Annotated in this window: 13 protein-coding genes and 2 pseudogenes; 3 read left to right on the top strand and 12 right to left on the bottom strand. The window is 65.1% G+C overall.

Going from position 1 to position 20,210, the window contains the following annotated elements:
- Positions 1 to 118: 118 nt before the first annotated feature.
- Entirely contained in the window at positions 119 to 649 is a 531-nt protein-coding gene (locus ACN28G_RS14755; RefSeq protein WP_421479408.1) for a DUF2690 domain-containing protein, read from the top strand.
- A gap of 412 nt (positions 650 to 1,061) precedes the next feature.
- Positions 1,062 to 2,305: pseudogene (locus ACN28G_RS14760) on the top strand (IS3 family transposase).
- Positions 2,306 to 2,525: 220 nt separating this feature from the next.
- Here the strand turns inward: ACN28G_RS14760 and istA are convergent.
- From istA to ACN28G_RS14785, 5 genes and pseudogenes are all read right to left on the bottom strand, one after another.
- Positions 2,526 to 3,515 (bottom strand): annotated as a pseudogene (gene istA, locus ACN28G_RS14765) (IS21 family transposase); the annotation flags it as partial.
- A gap of 104 nt (positions 3,516 to 3,619) precedes the next feature.
- Positions 3,620 to 6,934 carry a DEAD/DEAH box helicase gene (locus ACN28G_RS14770; protein ID WP_421479409.1) on the bottom strand — a complete coding sequence of 1,105 codons (3,315 nt, stop codon included), beginning with the start codon at positions 6,932 to 6,934 and terminating at the stop codon, positions 3,620 to 3,622.
- Between the two features lie 3 nt (positions 6,935 to 6,937).
- Positions 6,938 to 9,880, bottom strand: coding sequence for a DUF1156 domain-containing protein (locus ACN28G_RS14775; RefSeq protein ID WP_421479410.1), 2,943 nt, complete (start codon positions 9,878 to 9,880; stop codon positions 6,938 to 6,940).
- A gap of 20 nt (positions 9,881 to 9,900) precedes the next feature.
- A complete protein-coding gene (locus tag ACN28G_RS14780; protein WP_421479411.1) occupies positions 9,901 to 10,383 on the bottom strand; it encodes a DUF7680 family protein in 483 nt (160 codons plus the stop codon).
- Complete coding sequence (locus ACN28G_RS14785) at positions 10,380 to 13,670, bottom strand: ATP-binding protein (protein ID WP_421479412.1); 3,291 nt, start codon at positions 13,668 to 13,670, stop codon at positions 10,380 to 10,382. Before ACN28G_RS14785 ends, ACN28G_RS14780 begins: the two co-directional genes overlap by 4 nt.
- Before the next feature lie 421 nt (positions 13,671 to 14,091).
- Between ACN28G_RS14785 and ACN28G_RS14790 the strand changes: the two genes are divergently transcribed.
- Positions 14,092 to 15,338 (top strand): IS3 family transposase gene (locus ACN28G_RS14790; protein WP_421479413.1). Its coding sequence is split into 2 segments (ribosomal slippage): positions 14,092 to 14,374 and positions 14,374 to 15,338, totalling 1,248 coding nucleotides; the frame shifts between segments, so codons are not numbered across the junction.
- A gap of 24 nt (positions 15,339 to 15,362) precedes the next feature.
- Here ACN28G_RS14790 and ACN28G_RS14795 read toward each other — a convergent pair.
- The 7 genes from ACN28G_RS14795 to ACN28G_RS14825 all read right to left on the bottom strand — a co-directional run bounded on the left by ACN28G_RS14795 (position 15,363) and on the right by ACN28G_RS14825 (position 20,204).
- The gene (locus ACN28G_RS14795) at positions 15,363 to 15,998 is read right to left on the bottom strand and encodes an RNA polymerase sigma factor (RefSeq protein WP_421479414.1); all 636 of its coding nucleotides are present in this window, start codon (positions 15,996 to 15,998) and stop codon (positions 15,363 to 15,365) included.
- A gap of 109 nt (positions 15,999 to 16,107) precedes the next feature.
- Entirely contained in the window at positions 16,108 to 16,332 is a 225-nt protein-coding gene (locus ACN28G_RS14800; protein ID WP_421479415.1) for a hypothetical protein, read from the bottom strand.
- Positions 16,329 to 16,508, bottom strand: a complete 180-nt coding sequence (locus ACN28G_RS14805) for a hypothetical protein (protein ID WP_421479416.1) — start codon at positions 16,506 to 16,508, stop codon at positions 16,329 to 16,331. Before ACN28G_RS14805 ends, ACN28G_RS14800 begins: the two co-directional genes overlap by 4 nt.
- A 310-nt stretch (positions 16,509 to 16,818) precedes the next feature.
- Positions 16,819 to 17,688 (bottom strand): hypothetical protein, encoded by an 870-nt coding sequence (locus ACN28G_RS14810; RefSeq protein ID WP_421479417.1) that lies wholly within the window; start codon positions 17,686 to 17,688, stop codon positions 16,819 to 16,821.
- 125 nt (positions 17,689 to 17,813) lie between these two features.
- Positions 17,814 to 18,737, bottom strand: coding sequence for a CPBP family intramembrane glutamic endopeptidase (locus tag ACN28G_RS14815; protein WP_421479418.1), 924 nt, complete (start codon positions 18,735 to 18,737; stop codon positions 17,814 to 17,816).
- A gap of 172 nt (positions 18,738 to 18,909) precedes the next feature.
- Positions 18,910 to 19,542 (bottom strand): GNAT family N-acetyltransferase, encoded by a 633-nt coding sequence (locus ACN28G_RS14820; RefSeq protein WP_421479419.1) that lies wholly within the window; start codon positions 19,540 to 19,542, stop codon positions 18,910 to 18,912.
- Entirely contained in the window at positions 19,539 to 20,204 is a 666-nt protein-coding gene (locus ACN28G_RS14825) for a GNAT family N-acetyltransferase (RefSeq protein ID WP_421479420.1), read from the bottom strand. The genes ACN28G_RS14820 and ACN28G_RS14825 overlap by 4 nt, the downstream gene beginning before the upstream one ends.
- Between the last annotated feature and the right edge of the window lie 6 nt (positions 20,205 to 20,210).

A 20,210-nucleotide genomic window follows, 5' to 3' on the forward strand; every position in this document is an offset into this window, starting at 1 on the left:
TCACGGGGCTGTACGGCCTCGTACGGACAATCGCCCATCCCTGTCCCTCAGCCCTGAGCTGCTGCGACGGTCAACGGGCCGAAAGGCATCCGAGCAACCCCACGAACGGAGGACACACATGAACATCCCCACGATCACGGCCCCGCCCCCGTCGCCCGATGACACCAACAGCCGCGCTGCGCGCCGGACGGTGCTGGCGGCGCTCACCGCGCTGATGGCCGTCGTGACCGCGGTCGTCGTCGCACCCACCTCGGCGCAGGCCATGTCGGTGTGGAGCGGGCGTAACCCATACGCCAACTACTCGGGAACGGTCTGCAATACCTCAGGCTGGCAGTGGAGATCGGGCGAGACGGCGGTGTACGACGGCTCCCGCCTGGTCGGATACGGCTCCCTCCGTTACTCCGGGGGATGCGCGGCGAACTGGACCGAGTTCCGGTACGCCGACGGAGCCACCCACAGCACCTACACCGTGGAACCCACGGCCTGGGAGCAGGGCAAGTCCGGTACCGACCAGGGATCGCCGGACCTCTGGGCCTGGAACGTCTACACCAACATGGTCGACGGCACCGGACCTGCATGCGGAGGGGCACAGCTCTACCGCTACAGCCCTCGGCAGTGGATCAGCTGGAACTTCTTCACCTGCGCCTGACCCCCACCAGGGGCAACGACGTGGAATGACCACGACAGGGTGGGGCCGGACTCTCCGGCCCCACCCTCCCCTCATCTCCCTGCCGAGTGCACGACAGTCGAGCCTCAACCGAGGAGCACAACTCCAATCCGTCGGGGCGGTGCAGAGCAGGCCAGCGCTGCCGCCCACCCCAGGTCGCCCCGGACACCCAGGCGCCCGCGTCAGCCCAACCGTCCGAGTGCCTTCGGCAGCCGGCCACCACCGCGCAGACCACCGCCGCGACCACCGTGCACAGTAGGTGGCTACTCGTCCCCGAATCGGCCATGCCGCGTCCGTCCCGCACGCTCGGTCGAAGGCAGGTGGTGATCGGCGGGCAGGCGACCGATGAACCGCCCCGGATCTTGTAGAGACTCCGCTTGGGAAGGATCGAGTGATGGCAGGGACGAAGCCGTATCTGCAGGAGTTGCGGGAGCGGGCGGTGCGGATGGTCGCGGAGGTGCGGCCGAACTACGAGTCGGACTGGGCGGCGATCACGGCGGTGGCGGCCCGGCTCGGGAGGCATGGCCGAGACATTGCGCAAGTGGGTCCGGCAGGCGCAGGTCGACGACGGCCGGCGGTCGGGGGTGACGTGGGAGGAGTCGGTGGAGCTGCGGCGGCTGCGGCGGGAGAACGCCGAGTTGCGGCGGGCGAATGAGATCTTGAAGGCCGCGTCGGCTTTCTTCGCGGCCGAGCTCGACCGGCCTACGACACGCTCGTGAGTTTCGTCGACGAGTATCGGGACCGTTTCGGTGGAGTCGAGCCGATCTGCCGTGTGCTGCGTCAGCACGGGCTGCAGATCACCCCGAGCGGATACTGGGCGGCCAAGAAACGTCCGCCGTCGAAGCGGCAGGTGCGTGATGCCCGGTTGACGGACGTCATCGGCCAGATTCACTCGGCAAACTACGGCGTCTACGGACCCCGCAAGATCTGGCATGAGCTGCGCCGCCGAGGGCATCCGACGGCCCGGTGCACGGTCGAGCGGTTGATGCGTGATGCCGGCCTGACCGGTGTCGTGCGAGATAGGAAGATCCGCACCACGGTCGCCGACCCGGGCATGAACGCGCCGCCGATCTGCTCAAACGGGACTTCACCGCCGCCCGGCCGAACCGGTGCTGGGTTGCTGACTTCACCCACGTCGCCGCCTGGTCCGGCGTTGTCTACGTCGCGTTCGTCGTGGACGTCTACTCCAAGGCGATCGTGGGGTGGTCCGCGGCGACGAACAAGCGGACCCCGCTGGTCCTGGCCGCGGTGGACATGAGGTTGTGGCGCCGTGACCGCGCCGGCCAGCCGGTCGGGTCGGGTCTGGTGCACCACAGCGATGCGGGCAGCCAGTACACGTCGTTCCGGTTCACCACCCACCTGCTCGACGTCGGTATCGACGCCTCGATCGGCAACGTCGGCGACGCCCTGGACAACGCCCTGATGGAGTCCACCATCGGCCACTACAAGACCGAACTGATCACACCCCGAGGCCCGTGGCGCAGCCTCTCCCAGGTCGAACTGGCCACCGCCGAGTGGGTCGACTGGTACAACAACCAGCGCCTGCACTCCGCAAGCGACCACGTCCCACCAACCGAATACGAATCGATGTTCTACGCACAACCCCAGCCCCGCGAGGCGGTTGGAGCCAACAGCTGAGGTCTCCACAAAACCCGGGGCGGTTCATTCCAAGCCGGTGAGGTTCTGTGCGTCCGCTCGCCGTCGTTCTGCTTGCTCGTTCAGCGCTTAACGCGCATCACTCAACGCCTCGGCCAGCGCACGGTTCAAGCCAGAGGCACAATGCTGAGCAACCCAACGGCCATCGATGGCGCAGGAGCTGAGACCGCCCGCGCCGCCGAGCAGGTCACCACGGCCTGGTGACTCGTCGGCCCACCGCCGCCGGGTGCACCGAGTAGTCGTTGCTGTCCAACCGGACGTAATGATCCCGAGGCAGGCGGGTGGTCTGCCGCCAGCCAACCACCGGCGCGACCGGCGGCAGCGACAGCATCGCGGCCCGGTCGGCGTCCCACCGGTCCAGCGGGCGGCAGCCCCGCATCCAGTGTTGGCGGTGGTTCGCCCGCACCAGCCAGTCGGTGAGCTGGGCGTTGAAGTCCTGAGGTGAGGCGAAACGGCGTCCGGGCAGGAACGACGTCTCCAGATAGCCGTTGGCCCGCTCCACCAGACCCTTCGATTCCGGGTCCGCGGGCCGGCACTGGATCACCTTGATGCCGAGAGTGCCGCGGAAGGCGTTCATCGCCTCCGTCAGCTGCGGCCTGCCGGCCCGCCACTGCCCGACCGCGGACTCGTTGTCCCACACCAACGCCTTCGGCACCCGCCCCCAGCCGGAGATCAACGTCCAGTGCCCGACCAGCAGGTCCGCCGACTGCCTGGTCGGGATCATCACCGCCGACAGCCACCGCGAATACCCGGCCACCATCACCAGCACCGGCGGCCGGCCGACCTGCCCGAACCCCAACGGCACGTCCACCGCCGGGAACCACAGATCACACTGCACCAGCTCACCGGGCAGATACTCCGTCCGCTGGGCCGGATCCGGACGCCGGAACAACGGCCGCAACTGCTGCACCCGATCACAAAACACCGTCTTGCCCCGGGTCCACCCGACCCGCTCCATGATCACCGTCGAGGGCATCTCCGGGAACTCCGCCAACAACGCCCGAATCTGCGGCTCGACCACATCCACGATCGACCCCTTCACCGCCCGCCGATACCGCGGCGGCTCATCACTGGCCAAGGCCTTCTTCACCGTGTTGCGAGACATCCTCAACCGCCGTGCGATGGCCAGGATCGCCATGCCCTCCGACCGCCGCAGCCGCCGGATCTCCGCCCAGTCCTCCACGCTCAGCACCTCCCGATGCTTCGGGAGGTGGTCCCGATTCAGCCGGAACCACGTGGGCAGTTTCAGGCGGAGCCGACAGCCGTATGGCATAGACGCCCCGCAACCCCTGAGGATCAAGAGTCTTTGTCTTCCCCTGTTGGGGCGGGCAGCAGAGCGGCAAGGTGAGGGCTTCCGAACGTAAGCAAAATAACGTCATCGCGGCTGGTGTCGGCGACGGCTCTGCTGAACGTGACCTCGATGGCTCCCGAGACATCCAGGCGTTCATATGCGGCCGGGCCGGAAGGGCTCGAGCCATAGTCCAACGACAGGCTGATCCTGTCGTCGAGACCCGCGCGGGCGGGGGGTGCAGGCAAGGCAAGTTCGTAGACGCCAGGTCGCCCTTCGACGGAGGTCAGGCAGGCCCGCGTGAGTAGGTTGCCGGTCAAGGTGCGTTCAAGATCGGCGAGCGTGACGGAGCCGACGAGAACAGGCGGCGCCTCGATGTGCCCAATGATCTCGGGAGTGTCGCCGAGGTCGCTGGTCTGAACAGGACGCGCTGCCAGTTCCGCGATGTCGCTCTTGATACCTCCGACCGCCGCGTCGGCCTCGCGATCGCGGTCGGCGATGTCGGTGAGAGCAAGCTGCTGGATCGTCTTTTCGATAGTGCCGAGGACAGGCTGCGCGTTGCCGATGATGTCGGTGAAATCACTGAAGTCGGCAGCAATTCCTTCGTAGACGCGCTGTTCGATTGTGTCAGCGTAGAAGTAGTTAGTGACGCGGATATCGCGGTAGCTGGTTCCAATGCGGTCGACCCGTCCGATGCGCTGCTCGACTCGCATAAGGTTCCACGGCATGTCGTAGTTAATAAGCCTTCCCGCCGTCTGCAGGTTCAGACCTTCACTCATCGAGTCCGTGCCGAGAAGCACGGTGACCTCGCCGCTTCGGAACAGCTCCTTCAACTCGGTACGGGTGACCGGCCCCCAGGCGCGTGTCTCTGGGTTGTAAATCTCACCGCCGCGCCCTGAGTAACAGCCGATGGAGCGATAGTCGGCCATGACGAGGCGCTCACGAACGTAGTCAAGAGTGTCAGTGTACTGAGTAAAGACCACGACGCTGGCGTAGGTATTTAGGGCGTCGCGGATGTCGTTTACTAACTGAGTCGCCTTGGTGTCCTCACCGGTGATCTTCTCAAGGTCCGCGATAAAGTCGCGAAGCTCGGTGATCTCGCCTCGGAGGAGGTCTGCAGTGGCGTCGAACTCCTCGGGATCAAACAACGCATCCTCAAGGTCGACCTGGTCGTCGGCCGCCAACAACTCGTTGAGGTTCTTGCCCTGTTCCAGCACCTCTAGCCGACGACGGAGAGAGCAGCGGATCGCCTCGAACGATGACGTGAGGCGACGGCGATAAACCGTCATGATGAAGCCGAGCGCCTGATTTGCCTTACTCTTGCTCGCTTTGTAAGTGTTGTAGTGCCGCCGAATATACTCCTCGATACGGTTATACAACTTCCGTTCGTGGGGCGCGAGCGGGATGAACTCGTCGTCCACGTGTCGATAAGGGATGATCACGTCGGGCGAGATGACGCCTGCTTGCTGGTACGCTCGCAGGGTTTGGCGGGTATTTCTGAAGACCCGATCGCGCATCGGCGTATGGCGCCGCAGCCACTTGTCTGCCCACTCGGCGGCTGCTGGGGGCAGGTGCCTGGCGGTTTCCGGGGCGAGCGGTGTCTTGTCCAGGCCGAGGATCTTGTAGGACTCCACCCATCCCAGGTCATCTTGAATCTGACGCTCTAACACGGTGTCGCGCTCAGCCTTCGGATCGCTGAAGTAGTCGCCCAACATCCGCGTAAGGGTGGCCCAGTCCCGCTCGCTAGGCGCCGTCCGCAGCCGTTCGTAATAGCCCGTGAAGTCTTGGGCAGACCTCCCCCATCGGCCTGGCAACCCCAGCAACGCGATGAGATCCCACGCCTCGTGCGGGTGCATCTGCATCGGCGTGGCCGATGCAAGGTAGAGCGCCTGCCACGACTCTCGGGCACGCATCTCCAACAGCAACGCGAGCAGCGAGTTCGGCGTATCGGCCGGCTTGGAACCGCGGCGGCGCGCATGGTGCGCCTCATCCACGAGGACGACGTCCCACGGTCCTGCATCGAGAATCTGCCGACGTCGTGACCGTCGCCGTGCGAGGTGGCTGGAGCCGAGGACGATCGGGAAGGCTGACCACGGGTTTCCGCCCTGAGAGTCGATCACATTACCGTGTCGGTCCTCAAGTGAAGTACCGGTATACCGGGGCACGTCAAGGCTGATCTTGTCGTGCAGCTCGTCCTGCCACTGCTTTATCACCGACGCAGGAACTAGCAGCAGAACCTTCTGGGCCTTGCCGGACAGCAGTAGCTCCCTGATCACCAGACCGGCCTCGATCGTCTTACCCAGACCGACCTCATCTGCGAACACATAGCCCCGCGGGAATGACGACACCACCCGGTGGATGAGACGGGCTTGGTGTGGCAGCGGTTCAGCCTGTGCGGTGCCGACAGCCGTGAACTGACTCTCGCGCGGAGCCTGCGATAGGGCGAGAAGCTGAGCCCACGCTCTCTCAATCTCCTCCCTGGTAGGGCCTTGCCGAGGCTGGGGTGGGATCGGGCGTGCCAGGGAAGGCGGCGCGTATGTCACGAGATGCTTGCGCACTGCGGTTGGCAGCGGGACGATGACCCATCCGTCGTCCGGCTGGCCCTCCCAGTGACGTTGAAAATCCTCGACTGAAGCCTGCCCGTTCCACTCCCAGACCTGCCGCTTCCACGAGGGGTACACGTCGAACGTCTCGTGGTTGGCGATCCAGCCGCTAACGGTCGCGTTGTTGGAACCGTCGAAGGCCACCCTGTTGCTGTACACGTCGGTGAAGATCCCGTACTTGGTGTGGAAGTACCGACCCGATTCCGCGTACGTCAGCAGCCGTCGGCCGTCCGTCGGCACGCCAACGCGGATGTGCAACCGCTCGTGCTTGGCCATCCATGCGAGTACCGCCAGGTGCTCGCTCTCCACAATTTTCGCGCCTTCGAGGTCTGGATCAGCCAGTAGGCGCTCTGCTAGCACCTCCTCCAACGGCTTGCCCGCTAGCACAGCATTGACATCTGCCTGATGCAGTTGCGCACCCACGATAAGGCGCATCGTACCCCCGCGGGCGATGAAGTGCGCCAGCCCTTGAGCGGCAAACTTCAACTCGGTTGCGGACCAATAACCAACGGCACGGTCATAGAATTTCGCCCTCTTAAGCAGAGGGATATAGAATGTATCGAGAGGTTGTTTTGCAGGCGAATACCGCGGCAATAGCGGTACGGCTCGAAACGAATCATCACCCTCGTTCGGGACTTCAAACATTGCTGGCGTCTGGGATCGTCGAGGGTGCGGCATCCCCGGAAGCAGCTGCTGTTCTTCTTCCCGAAAGGTTGACATGACTCAGAACAACCTTTCCTGCTCGCTGACTACGGGTCCAAACTCCTCGGCAGGACACACAATAGACGGCAGATACAGAGTCGCAAGAGTGTCGAGGAGTCCCGCTTGAGGAATAACCCAGCCCCCCTTTATCTTTGTTCGCGGAATTGCGTTCACTAGACCTTGAACAGCAGTGAGGAAGGCGGCGTTTCCGGTAAGGCCCAGTCGATCCATGAACTGCTTGGCCGCGGGCATACCGTCCTCGGCAGCAATATAAAGGGTCGTGTCTACAGCATCGATAACGTAGTCGAACTTCGGCGCCACTGGCTTGACGCCCGAAGAAGCGCTGTCCCCGCCTCGCCGAAGCCGATCCTTCGGCTCCAACAAAGCAACGGTCCCGTTTCCGATCTTGACGATCTTCGCCTTCGCGAGATCGTCGATGCGCAGGCCGCCAACGGCCAGCGCGAGCAGTCGCGCGGTGTCAAAAGTAAACTCGCGGGCCCGGAAGATGTCCCAGGCGAGCAGGACGAAGTCCGTGTAATCATCGACTTGGGCGGCCTTGCCAACGAGCCGACTACGGCGTAGACGGACAACCTCCTGCCGAGCAATGTCCAGCGCCTCCTCCGGGCGAAGAAGCCGCTCCCGGCCCGACTCGTCTGGGGTCGAGGAGTAGACCGGCCAGTGGCTGGAGATAACGGAAAGAGCGGGCCCGTATGTGGAGAGCATAAGGTCCACACCATCAATGCCGTCTTCGGCGAAGCGGGTGGAGGCGTTGCGTGCTGCAGCCCTAATGTCCGCAGCTAGATCGTCTAGGAACGACTTAACGGTGCTGGCTGATTCGCGCTTGCGACAGACTAGCATAATCGTAGATTCGGCGGCGTTCTTGTTCGCCTGATGGCTGCTTGATTCAGATTCGGTGGCAACCGGCCATGAGGTTTGAACAACGAAGCCAGCGGTGATGAGGGCAGAGCCAAGGGCGTCCCAGGCTCGGGCATCTTTATTGGTGAACATGACGGTCAACACGCCGTTATCTGACATAACTCGACGGCATTCTGCGAAGATCGCTTCCATCTTCGCCTCGTAATCCAGGTCCGCGAGCTCTTTTTTCCGCCGACCTAACGCACCGAATCGCGCCTGGTTCGTCACTGCCTCGTTGTCGGCGTCCGTGCTTTCCTCACGAAACAGATCTGGTCGCACAAGACCGAGAGTTAGACGCTCCCATGCGTAGAAGAAGTTTGACAGCTCCGAGTACATCACGTTTGCGTAGTAAGGAGGGTCCATGCAGAGATGGTCTACAGAGCGGGCCGGAAGTGTGGCCAGGTCAGCAGCATTCCCGCGTGTGATGTGCACAGATCGCGGAATATTCCTACTACTCGGATCTCGCCGCCCTGTCGCATCGACGAGACGCGCAATTTCATGGTAGGCGCCTGGACGGCCTGTTTCTTCAAGGAGACGCGCGATCTCGTCGTAGGCGTCGACGAGCTGACTTAGGCACCAAGGGAGCAGCTCCTCCGGCCCGGGAAATTCAACAAAGGTCCACTTGAACGCGAAATTGTGCTTCTCGAAGACGCTTCGGGTTGACTGGCGATTGACGTTCCAAGACGTTTGCCGAGCGTTGTAGTTCAGCGCCTTCGCCTGCATCAGCGCCAGCTCGGTCAAGACGTGGTCGGCGACACGTGGGTCCAAGGCACCTCGGACTTCAGGCACCAAACGTTGAAACTCCTCGACAAAGACCGCGTGGGTTAACAGCTGCCGGGGAGAAAAGAAATCGGCCCACTTGCTGATCCCGTACATTCGGTGGCCGCGGTCATAGTTGGAGGTGGTAGGGATTTCTGCAGCGGGCACCACCCCATCGGCATGCCATCTAGGCATGCATGCCTCTACCTCCTCTTGGGCGGCGGCAAGCGCTGTGAGGTCCGCGTCGGTTGGTGCCCGGAAAGAGCGCCCGTTTGTCGTCTTCGTCACGACGGCGTAAAGCACCGACACCATCCGCCCAGCTTTGGCCTCACCCTTGATATAGCCACCGTCAATGGCAAGGTTGTCGTAGGGGCTGACAGCCCGGCCGCCGGCGATGGTGCCCTTGTTGGGATCGAAGTCGATGTCAATGCCGTTGGCTACTTCGAACCTCGGGGTCGTCAGCTGGGCGCCGTCAACCTCGGTGACCATTCGTGCGGCAACCGGCTTGTCGCCCTTCCGTAGCCACCAGTCGGGCGTAAGAGGGACGAGGCCGCCTGTTCTTGGGCATGTTATTGCATGGGCAAAGAGGTAGTTGGTGACCTTCTCGTGTGCAGCCTTCGGAAAGAAAGACTCAAGACGCTTGCTGGCTCGTTCGACGAGCACGCCACCCCACTTGCGTAGGAGCGGCGTCAGCACGGTCCCATGAGTGGCCGGGATTTCCAGGCCAGCTATGAGGACGCTGGTGGCGACGCTGTTCAGGTCGTTGGCATGGGTCGGAAGACCAAGTCGCAGGGCGGTCCACGGTATTGACCCACCTCCAGCGGTGACGTCAGCGACAACAGGCAGACGTCCCCAAGTCTCTTCAAGCACCCGATGGAGCGCCCTCACCGATATTTCGTCCAAGCTGTTTTTGAAGGCGGGGCGGTATGTGTAGGGGTTGGACTTCAGCTTCGTGCCAGTAGCCTTCGCCTCTTGGCTCAGCCGCTTCGCCTCAACTGGATCTCCCCAAATTCCCACCAGATGCAACAGCCACTTCCGGTATGCCTTTTCCGACCGAAGCTCTGGAATATCGGGAATCCGGGCGGCCAGATTTGGTGACCATGCAGGGAGTAGGCCGCCTAGCACAGTGGCCGCCGAAGCGACGATCGGCCGACGCGCCCACCACTGATGCAGCGTCTTCAACTTGGGAAACTGGCCAGGAATCGGCGCAGCCTCTCGTCTTGACTCGATGCTGAGTTCGGCAACGGGGAGCCAGTCCTCGCTAAGTACGCGCGGCTCGATGTGGTTCATGCTGATTCGTTCCTACTAGTCTAGGCGTCGGCGAGAAGCACCCGAAGAGCTTTGCGAGCGCGGTGGGCGTCGGGACCAAGGCACTTGGCGTACCAGTAGTAGGTTTCTTCGACGCTCATCGCATTAAGGCCGGCGACGAGGGCACGGACACGGTCGTGCTTGCTGACTGGCTGCGTGGTAAGCAAGATCAGGGCGAGTCGGACCCCTGCTGCTTCATCGATCCGGATAGCGGCCCTGCGGCTGAAGGCCAGTACGCTTGCGGCGTGTCCCGAAGAGCGGAGGGCCGCGAGCAGAGCGTCGATTACGCGCCCCGCTTGATTCGGCGTTGTAGTGATGACAGGGGCAGCGAGGATACTGCCGTTGTCACCGTAGGTCTCGTCGAGCGAGACGCCATAGGTATCGCCCTTACTGGCCGGGTGAACGGTAAGCCGGAACGCCCGTGACGTTTCCACCACAGAGAGAGTCGGGCGCGGATGCAGCCGGCGACTGGTGCGCAGGGTCACTTGGTCACCTCGGCGGCGAGGTCGGCGTGCTGGATCTGCAGGTCCTTGACAACCTTGTGAACTTGCTTGAACTCAGGTGAGTCGACGGTAACCGGTGGCGTGAAGGCGAGGTTGAGCGTGAGGGTTCCGGCCACCTTGCTCGCACCCTTGACGGCTTTGATGATGTGGCCGTAGGCAGTCTGAAAGTCAGCACGAGCAGCGGAGCCCCGGAAGGCGATGCCCCCCGTGACATTCCGGTACTCGGCAACCAGGTCGGTGGCAACCGTGATGGCGTGCTTTGGAAGCATGCCAAGTGCCATCACGAGCAGATCGAGGTCGCCGGTGCCCTTGATGTCGTCGGCGATGACCTTGATTGTCAGACGGCTGATGGTTTTGATGCTGAAGTCACTGACCTGGTCAGTGACGCTCTGGATCGCTGCGCCGCCCGGGCCGCTACCGGCGAAAGTCTTCCCCGTCACGCTACGGGTGGGGACTTCGATACCCTTGGTGTCGGCGTAGTCGCGGGTTACCACGTTAAGCGCGTCGAGGCCCTTGTCCCGGATCTGGCTGGGCGTGAGAGCGCGAACGCCGGAGGCAGGCTCGCTATCGAGGACGATGATCCACTTGTACTCGGCGGCGTGAACCGCCGTGGCGAGCAAGTCAAGGACTTCCGTCTTACTTGGTTCACCACCGCATTCGGGCTCTAGGCGGGCGCGGATCTCGGCACCGGTTAGGCTCGGTCCAACGTAGACGTTCTTGAGGTCGCTCTGCGTAGGCTTTCGGACCAGTAGACCGCGGCCGGTTGCCTCAGCAACGGTCATGACCTCGGCGTCGGAGCGGAACTCTACTGACAGGCCGGCCATGGTGTTGGCGGTGTACGCCTTGCCAGTAGTCGCGTCGTAGTACACCCAGCTGTCGTTCTTGATCCCGCCGACGATCGCCTCGCGCAGGAGTGAGGGGTTGCGGATAATCGGTGAGGTGTGGTCGATCCAGAACCAATCGGCGATCTCGGTCGTGGTGACGGATCGCTTTGGTTCAGGCCATGTCTTGGACCGCAGGTAGGAGTACGTGAACGGCTCATTCCGAATCTTGCCTTCGTCGATGAGCAGGTTCAGCACCGCAGACGTTGCAGTCTTCGTATCGCCTTGCTTCTCCGGCGGCAGATCGCGGTGGCGCAGGTATCCGCTGGCCTTCTCGTTCGCTGGGTAGTAGACGTGCTTGTAGCAACGTGTGACGGCAACGCGAGCTTCGAGCGCAGCGTTCTTCTGATACGCCTCGATTTTTTTGCGAATTTCGGTGCTGAATTGTCCCAGTCTGGCGCGATCCACTGCAAGTGTGTCAGCGGCAATCAGCGCCCGCGCCCGGTCCTTCAAGGCCTCGACCTGCGTCTCGTCGGCAACAACGAACGCCACGGCGTTACGGTACTTGCGTGGAGCACCGGACGACCCGACCTGGTCAAGCATCTCGACGAGTATCGGGGCCGGCTGGTCTGCCTTTTGATTGCTTGCAGTTAGCACGTTATGGTGCACGACCACCACGCGAAGATTCGGCTGGTCAGGAACCTCAGACGGGCCTGCGGGGAAGTGAATAGCACCGACGCCGCCGTCGTTTGAGTAAGCGCGGACAATCAGGTCATCAACGACAGCAGACACACGCGTGTTAGCAATATTTCGTTTTTCGGTCTCAAGGATAGCGTTGACGTTCGGTTCGACGTTGAACCGCCACCTGGCGCCGTCGAACGCCAAGTGCCAGAACACCTTCTCGGACTCGGTGAGCGCCTTCTCTAGGATGGCGGGGTCCTCACCGGGGCGGAGCGTTCCGAGCAACCAGTCGTTCCGAGCCGCCCCCACGTTGACCTTCATCTCTAGTGAGTGCGTGAAAACGGTTCGGGCAACCCGCGTCGCATACGGGGGTCTTCCGGGAAAGACCTCATCATCGACTGCCTCAGCATGCGAGGTCGCGCCGGCGAAGTCACCCCGAGCGACTCCGGCGAACTCGCCTCGACCCAGGCCGTCGGTAAGGTGGTTCAGGACGGGGCCACTGCCATAGTCGATATCTGCAACGTTTATAACCGCGCAGTCATCGCCTTCGCGGTAAATTCCTGCGACAACCTCGGCGAGCAGCTTGAGGGCACCGCGGGCCCGCTGGAACTGCGGGATGTCGCCAAGCCGCTTGTCCAGGACTCGGACGAGTTCCGGGTGGAAGGGGTAGGACCGAGCAACAGCGTCACCGTAGGTGACGGGCCGCTCGGCACCACCTGCCAGCGATTCGTTCCTCGCGAGCGATTCGTAAAGGTCACGGTAAGCGTCGCCAGCCGCGCGGGCGGCATCGGGGTCTATGTGCTCGAAGAGCCGGGTCTTGAGAATCTCACCGATCTCTGTGTCGTCCGCGGGCTTGATCACTGCACTCGGTTGCACGGCACGAGCGAGCAGATCGGCGGTCTCCGAAACCGCAGCGTTGGCAGCACTGGTGGCATCTTCGAGCAGTTCGTCGATCTCATCTGTCTCGGCGCCGAAGGCGTTCGTGCTCGCAGCGAGCGTGATGATCACGACGACGCGGTTCGTCGGGTCCGAAGCGACCTCAAAGAGGTTGCCAAGGAAGACGGGGATGGCTCGCGCCATTCGGCGGACATCTTCACTGCCGGAGGAGGTGACCTGTCGCAGGTATTTTGCGATCTCGTCGACGATAACAATCGCCGGTTTGCGCCCGAATGCCTCCTTGATCGTCGCCGTACCAGGAGCAGTTCGCTCAGCATCGTTCGCGGCAACGACGGTGTAGGCGTCAGGGCCGGCTTGCGCGGCCATCTCGCCCCAGAGGGTGTAGGTGCGGATGCCGTTCGTCTCAACCCCAGCGACCGGATCAAGCGCGTCGCCGACTAGCGCCGCGACCTGAACCGGGCCGTCGGGAAGCAGCGTCGGATCGACGAAGTTCTCGATATTGCCGGGCCGTGCCCCCTTCCCCACGTGGTAGATCGCGGTGAGGCCATGGGTCTTGCCGCCACCAAACGACGTAGTCGGTCTCAGTACCCCGTTCTCACCCGCAGGTCCGTTCGCCCGGGTAAGCCGCCCGAAGGTTTTAGTAAGCAGCGTCCTCAGCCCCGACGTCGGGTAGGTCTGAGCGAAAAACCGGTCGGGGTCCCCGTAGATCGGGTAGTGGTCGGGGTCTCGAACGACCTTGTCGAGTTGCGCGGCGAAGTGGTTGTCGGCGAGACCGCTTGTCAGGACATCTTCGCGCGCCCGACACACAGTGCGGAGGGAGACAAGACCCGATACCGCCTCGGTGGGGCGTTGGTCCTTGATCGTACTCACCTTGCCGGTCCGCCTCTCGCCACGCCCACCCGTGTCCTCCACATCGGATGCAGGCCCACCTCAATGGAGGAGTGATTCTCCTCCACAATGCACCATGTGACCATCGGCCGAACCGGTGGGTGAGCATCGCTCAAGTTCAGGCCAGGACCACTGGGTTCGGTGGCACCCGCATACAGCAGAGGGGTCGATTGCTGTCTCACCGGGAGCCTCGTCCTCTATGGACACCGGCCTCCCCCAACGTCCGTGACCAGCACCGTCACGATGAAAATGGCTCAGTGTTCATCCCGGTGAGCTGACTTGCGGCCCTGTGTCTGGGCCTTGCCAGGGTTTCGTGTCAGAGAAGGGGCGCTGGCTGGTCGGGTGGCGCCAGTGAACCGCCCCGGATCTTGTAGAGACTTCCCCGCTTGGGAAGGATCGAGAGATGGCAGGAACGAAGCCGTATCCGCAGGAGCTGCGGGAGCGGGCGGTGCGGATGGTCGCGGAGGTGCGGCCGAACTACGAGTCGGACTGGGCGGCGATCACGTCGGTGGCGGCCCGGCTGGGGATCGGCACGGCCGAGACGGTGCGTAAGTGGGTCCGTCAGGCGCAGGTCGATGACGGCCGGCGGTCGGGGGTGACGTGGGAGGAGTCGGTGGAGCTGAGGCGGCTGCGGCGGGAGAACGCCGAGTTGCGGCGGGCGAATGAGATCTTGAAGGCCGCGTCGGCTTTCTTCGCGGCCGAGCTCGACCGGCCTACGACACGCTCGTGAGTTTCGTCGACGAGTATCGGGACCGTTTCGGTGGAGTCGAGCCGATCTGTCGCGTGCTGCGTCAGCACGGGCTGCAGATCACCCCGAGCGGCTTCTGGGCGGCGAAGAAGCGTCCGCCGTCGAAGCGGCAGGTGCATGATGCGCGGCTGACAGAACTCATCCGGGATATCCACGCGGTGAACTACAGGGTCTACGGAGCCCGCAAGATCTGGCACGAGCTGCGCCGCCAAGGGCATCCGGCGGCCCGGTGCACGGTCGAGCGGTTGATGCGTGACGCCGGCCTGACCGGTGTCGTACGCGGCAGGAAGATCCGCACCACCACCGCCGATCCGGGGCATGAACGGGCCGCCGACCTGCTCAAACGGGACTTCACCGCCGCCCGACCGAATCGGTGCTGGGTTGCTGACTTCACCCACGTCGCCGCCTGGTCCGGCGTTGTCTACGTCGCGTTCGTCGTGGACGTCTACTCCAGGACGATCGTGGGGTGGTCCGCGGCGACGAACAAGCGGACCCCGCTGGTCCTGGCCGCCCTGGACATGGGACTGTGGCGCCGTGACCGCGCCGGCCAGCCGGTCGGGTCGGGTCTGGTGCACCACAGCGACGCGGGCAGCCAGTACACGTCGTTCCGGTTCACCACCCACCTGCTCGACGTCGGTATCGACGCCTCGATCGGCAGCGTCGGCGACGCCCTGGACAACGCGCTGATGGAATCCACCATCGGCCTCTACAAGACCGAACTGATCAAGCCCCGAGGTCCGTGGCGAAGCCTCGCCCAGGTCGAACTGGCCACCGCCGAGTGGGTCGACTGGTACAACCACCAGCGCCTGCACTCCGCCATCGGGCACGTCCCACCGGCCGAACACGAATCGATGTTCTACGCTCAACCCCAGCCCCGCGAGGTGGTTGGAGCCAACATCTGAGGTCTCCACAGAACCCGGGGCGGTTCACCAGTGCGGCGGGGGGATGTCTGCGGTGCGGTGTTGGGTGAGGGCGTTGGTGGCGGTTGCTTCGAGGTGTTTGACGTTGTCGATGGTGGTGTGCAGAGCCATGGCGGTCTGGGGGACGGTCAGGCCTCGCCAGTGGCGGAGGTAGAGGCAGGTGCGGTGCCGGATGTCGAGTTGGTGGTAGGCGGTGAGGGCTTGTTGGAGTTCGTACTTGGCGATGACGGCTGATTCGGCGCTGGTGGTGTCCCGGGGTTCTGCGGCGTGGTAGTCGTCGGTGAGGCCGGCGGGGTATTCGGGGCGGGCGCGGGTTGCTCGGGCGTGGTCCAGGACGAGGCGGTAGGCGATGGTCTGCAGCCAGGCGATGATCGGTCGGCGAGGGTGGGTGTACTGGTGCAGGTTCTTCCAGGCTCGTAGAAACGTCTCGGCGGTGATGTCCTCGGCCAGGTGTCGTTGGTGGTTGCCGACCCGGGTGGTGACGTAGCCGAGGACGTGACCGTGGTGATGCTGGTAGAGCTGGCCGAAGGCGTCGCGGTCACCGTGTTGGGCCCGGCACACGAGGTCCCATTCCGGCGCGCCGTCGGAGGGGGCGGCGAGACCGTGGTGGCGGGATGAGGTGGTGGAGTCGGGGCGGGGCATGAGGGTCACCTGGCCTGGTCGTTGATCGGGTGGGGCCGGCGTCATCGGGTGGCGCGGTGGCCTGGCCAGGGCTCGGGGGCGGAGCACGGCCGGCTCGACCCGGGTGTGGTCAGAAGGTGGTGGTGAGCAGGGTGTGGGGGCGGGTGATGTCGCCGGGTCGGGCGGTTCGGGTGCCGGTCCGGTGGGCGGTGATGGTGGGCCGGTTCGGGCGGTCGGCGTCGTCCCACTGGTGGAGGAGACTGGTGAGGTCGGCGGCGAGGGTGTCGGCTTCTGGTCCATGCGCCGATGACGCCGAAGGGCCGGGCCTGACGAGATGAGGCGGTCCTGCGGTCACGGGGTCTCTCTGGCGACGTAGCCAGAGGCGCAGACGACGATGACGAGCAGGGCGAACAAGGCGGCCAGTCGTGTCAGGCGTAGGCGGAGCAGGATCCAGCGGGTGGTCGACAGGCTGGCCTTGGCCAGCGCGGCGGCCAAGAGGAGAACACCGATCAGGGTGATCAGTTCATGCATCGTGCACTCCCGTGGGTGGTTCAGCGGCTGATATCGGCGTTCGGGCGGTTTCCGGTTGACGTGCTGGTCGAGTCAGTGCTGTCTCGGTTGCTGTCTGGGCGGTAGAGGGCTGCGGACTGGTACTGGGAAGGGCGAACGCAGCCATCGACCTCTGTAGGGCGCGTGTCGATGCGCCGGATGGAGCCGACCGAGGCCGAGAGCCCTGCGATCGTCTTACCCGGTGGGTGATGGCGAGGGCGGGTGTCAGCCCTCGCCATCGTGGTGGTGTCTTCTGCCTTGGGGGGTCGAGCCACGACCGGAGACGGGATGGTCAGTGCTGTTGCGGTCCGTGGGCCGTGATCTCGGTGGGGAAGAGTGCGTTGTCGTCGGGGTTGCCGATGCGGCGGCGGTCGAGGATCAGGGTGTGGGAGAACAGTTCGGGTTGTGGTGCGGTGGTTTGTTCGTGGGCGGTGAGGAGTTCTCCGGTGTGTGCGTCGATGGTGAGGGTGGTGGTGGTCTGGTCGGCGGTGATGGTGAAGGTGAGGCCGGGTCGGGCGGCGATGTCGCGGGTGGTGCCCTGGTAGGTGATGTCGGGGATGCCGGCGAGGACGCGGAGGCAGGCGGCCCGTTGGTCGCGGTTCAGGTATTGGTGGGTGGCGAGGCCGATGATGCCGTGGGCCAGGATGCGGGGGTAGGCGGGTTCGGTGGCCAGTTCTCGTGGTGCGAGGAGGGCGGCGAGCGCAGCGGGGTCGGTTGGTGGGGGTTCGGGCCGGTAGGCCTGGAGGGTGCCGGCGGGGTGTCGGGTGGTGGTCGGGTTGGCGTCGGTGAACAGGTTCCGTTCGACGGCCCGGGGTTGGTGGTGGAGGCCGGGTAGGTCCGGTGGTCGGCGGGTGGTGTCTCTGCCGGAGCCGTCGGTGTGGCGCCAGCGACGCAGGTCGGTGCGGGTGATCCTGTCGGTGGCGCGGGCCCAGGTCTGGGTGTGCAGGTAGGTGTAGGGGCCGGTGGTGGTGTCGGCGGGGACCGTGTCGATGGTGTCGGCCAGGCGGACGAGGCGTTGCGGTGCGGTGAGTCCCGGTGCCGTCACGGCCACCGACGGCCGTGCGGTGGTGGTGGGTGGTGTAGGGGTGGGGTTGGTGGTGCAGCCGGCCAGGAGCAGACCGCCGGCGAGCAGCAGCGTCCGACGGGGCAGGAGGCGGGACATGGGCTTGTCGTTCCTCTGGGTTGGCGGGGTCATCCGCGGCAGATGTGTGGGATGCGGTCAGCGGTGGCGTCGATGGACACCCCGGCTGGTGGGAGGCGCTGCACAGCCGGGGGTGTGAGGGATGGTCAGCTGGCCTGGGGTGCGCCGGCCGACGCGGGGGCACGCACCGGCTGCTGCGTGGTGGTTGCCGGAGTGCGAGGGGTAAGGCCGCGCAGCAAGGGGGTCCTGGTCGCGAGGAGACCCACGATCGTGGCGTAGACGGCGACGGTGAGTCCTTGGATGGTGGCGTTCTGCCAGTCGGCGCCGGCGGCGTTCGCGGTCGGGTCCGCCAGACGCTGGAACGCGGCGGTGATCAGTAGGAGGGGGCCGCTGACGGCGAGGTGGAAGGCGATACCGGCTTCGATACCGCCGGTGGTGGTGGTCAGCCAGCCGAGGGCGACACCCATGGCCAGGACCAGCAGGACACCCCAGACGGTGCCCGGCCCGTGTAGGGCGGCGAACACGACGGCCTGTCCGGCGATGGCCGGCCACGGGGACCGGGAGAACCGGCCGATGGCCTGGAGGATGATCCCACGGCTGATGTACTCCTCGGCGGTGACCTGCCCGACCAGGAACACGCCCACGATCGCCACGGTGGCCAGGTACGGGCCGACACCGGGCCACCCCGACGGCTGCGCCGCAACCGGCGCGGCCTCGACGGTGCGGGTCAACGCGCTGATGACGAAGCCGAAGATCATGCCAGCCAGGACCGTCGGCACCGCGATGGCGAGGCAGATCGCCAGCCACAGGCGGCGGATGCGACCGGCGGTGCTGAAGACGCTACCGGCCGGCCGCCGCTCGACCAGCCTGACGGTGAGCATGGCGATCGGCAGCGCGGCAGCGATCCCGGCGATGCTGTAGGCCATCAGCGTGTAGTCACCCAGCAGCGGCAGCCGTGGCACAAAACGCATCGCGAAGGCCGCGGCCAGCAGGCAGACCATGACCCCGAGGAACACCAACGGAACGGTGACCGCGGAGCGCCACCAGCGGGGCGTCAACTCCCGGGACATCCGGTGGTACGGCGGGACACCTCGATCTCCCGGCGTTCCGGTGGGTGGGGTGGTCGGGTGGAACTGGTCGAGAGATGGGGTCGGTAGGGGTGGGTTGTGCACGGTGAACTGGCCGTTTCTGTGGAAGGTGGAGAGGGGTTCCGGGAGGCAGACCGGGGAAGGACTTGGTGGGTCAGCTGGCGGGGGTGGTGCTTTGGTGGTGTGCCGTCGGGGGGCGGCCGTTGCGGCGTAGGGGCCAGAGTCGGGGGCCGCCGGGGAGGTGCAGGGGTGTGTCGGGGTGGTATCCGCAGGCGGTGAGGGCGTCGCGGGCGCCGGTGGTGGTGACGACTGTGTCGATCGGATGGGTGTGTTGGTCGACGGTGTGGTGGCGGTGGTCGAGCAGGTGCCGGCCGAGGCCTCTGCCTCGGTGGGTGGGGCGGACCCACAGCCAGGACAGCCAGTCGTGCGCGGCGGCGGACCGGTAGCTGTCCACCGTCTGCAGCAGTTGTTGGAAGCGGACGGCGGCCCGGCCGGCGGCGGGGCCCAGGTCGTGCTGGTGTGGTGTGGTCCAGGGTGTGGTGTGGGGGTACGGGTGCCAGACGGCGATGGCGGTCATGTGCCCGAGGATGGTGACGTCGCCGCGTGCGACGGCGTGGTCGACCTGGACGCCGATCAGCCGGTGCAGCACGGTACGGCGTTGCTGCCGGTCGGGCACCAGCCACTCGGCGACCGGATCGAACAAGGCCACCGCGGTAAGGAGCATGGTGATGGTCGGGACGTCGTCGGGGCGTGCCGTCCACGCCTTCTGGTCCAGCTGCCCGGTCATGCCGTGTCGCTTCCGGTCGCGGTGTCGTCCATCGACGTGCTCTGGCTGGGGAATCCGGGTGGGAGGGTGCCGACGCCGGGTCGCCACATCCGCCAGAACGTGGGTCCGTCCGGAATCCAGATCGGCGTACCCACCCGGTAACCGGCCCGCTCGTACAGGGCCCGGTTCCGCGGGCTGGTGGCCTCCAGGTAGGCGGGCAGGCCGTCGGCATCCAGGCGACGATGGTGGGCGGCCAACAGGGCGGCCCCGATTCCCTGGCCTTGCCGGTCGGGTGTGACGGCGAGGTAGGCCAGGTGGTGGTGCGGTAGTGCGGGGTGGTGGGTTTCGAAGAGGGTGTCCAGCAGGGAGAACACCGGCGCGTACCGGCCCGTGGCCACCTCCAACTCCCTGACGTGGGCGAGGCTCGGTGGGGGCGGTGGTTGGAGGCGGGGGTACCAGATCGCCACCCCGGCCCGGTCGCCGGTGGTGTGCACCTGCCCGTGGTCCAGGCCGTGGCGCAGGACGGTGGTGAAGTAGGCGTGGTAGATCAGGCGTCGTTCGGTGGGGTCGGGGACCAGCCAGTCGGCCACCGGCCCGTGGAAGAACGCGTCGACCAGCACCGGGACCAGGGCGTCGGTGTCGGCGGGCGTGGCCGGGCGTACCGCGACAGCGGGGATCGTCATCTCAGG

Source organism: Micromonospora sp. WMMA1923 (assembly GCF_049179195.1).
Classification (GTDB): Bacteria; Actinomycetota; Actinomycetes; order Mycobacteriales; family Micromonosporaceae; genus Micromonospora; species Micromonospora yangpuensis.

Coding starts and splice junctions, on each gene's coding strand:
- ACN28G_RS14755 (WP_421479408.1), top strand. CDS start 119: ATGAACATCCCCACGATCACGGCCCCGCCCCCGTCGCCCGATGACACC.
- ACN28G_RS14770 (WP_421479409.1), bottom strand. CDS start 6,934: ATGTCAACCTTTCGGGAAGAAGAACAGCAGCTGCTTCCGGGGATGCCG.
- ACN28G_RS14775 (WP_421479410.1), bottom strand. CDS start 9,880: ATGAACCACATCGAGCCGCGCGTACTTAGCGAGGACTGGCTCCCCGTT.
- ACN28G_RS14795 (WP_421479414.1), bottom strand. CDS start 15,998: ATGCCCCGCCCCGACTCCACCACCTCATCCCGCCACCACGGTCTCGCC.
- ACN28G_RS14805 (WP_421479416.1), bottom strand. CDS start 16,508: ATGCATGAACTGATCACCCTGATCGGTGTTCTCCTCTTGGCCGCCGCG.
- ACN28G_RS14810 (WP_421479417.1), bottom strand. CDS start 17,688: ATGTCCCGCCTCCTGCCCCGTCGGACGCTGCTGCTCGCCGGCGGTCTG.
- ACN28G_RS14815 (WP_421479418.1), bottom strand. CDS start 18,737: ATGTCCCGGGAGTTGACGCCCCGCTGGTGGCGCTCCGCGGTCACCGTT.
- ACN28G_RS14820 (WP_421479419.1), bottom strand. CDS start 19,542: ATGACCGGGCAGCTGGACCAGAAGGCGTGGACGGCACGCCCCGACGAC.
- ACN28G_RS14825 (WP_421479420.1), bottom strand. CDS start 20,204: ATGACGATCCCCGCTGTCGCGGTACGCCCGGCCACGCCCGCCGACACC.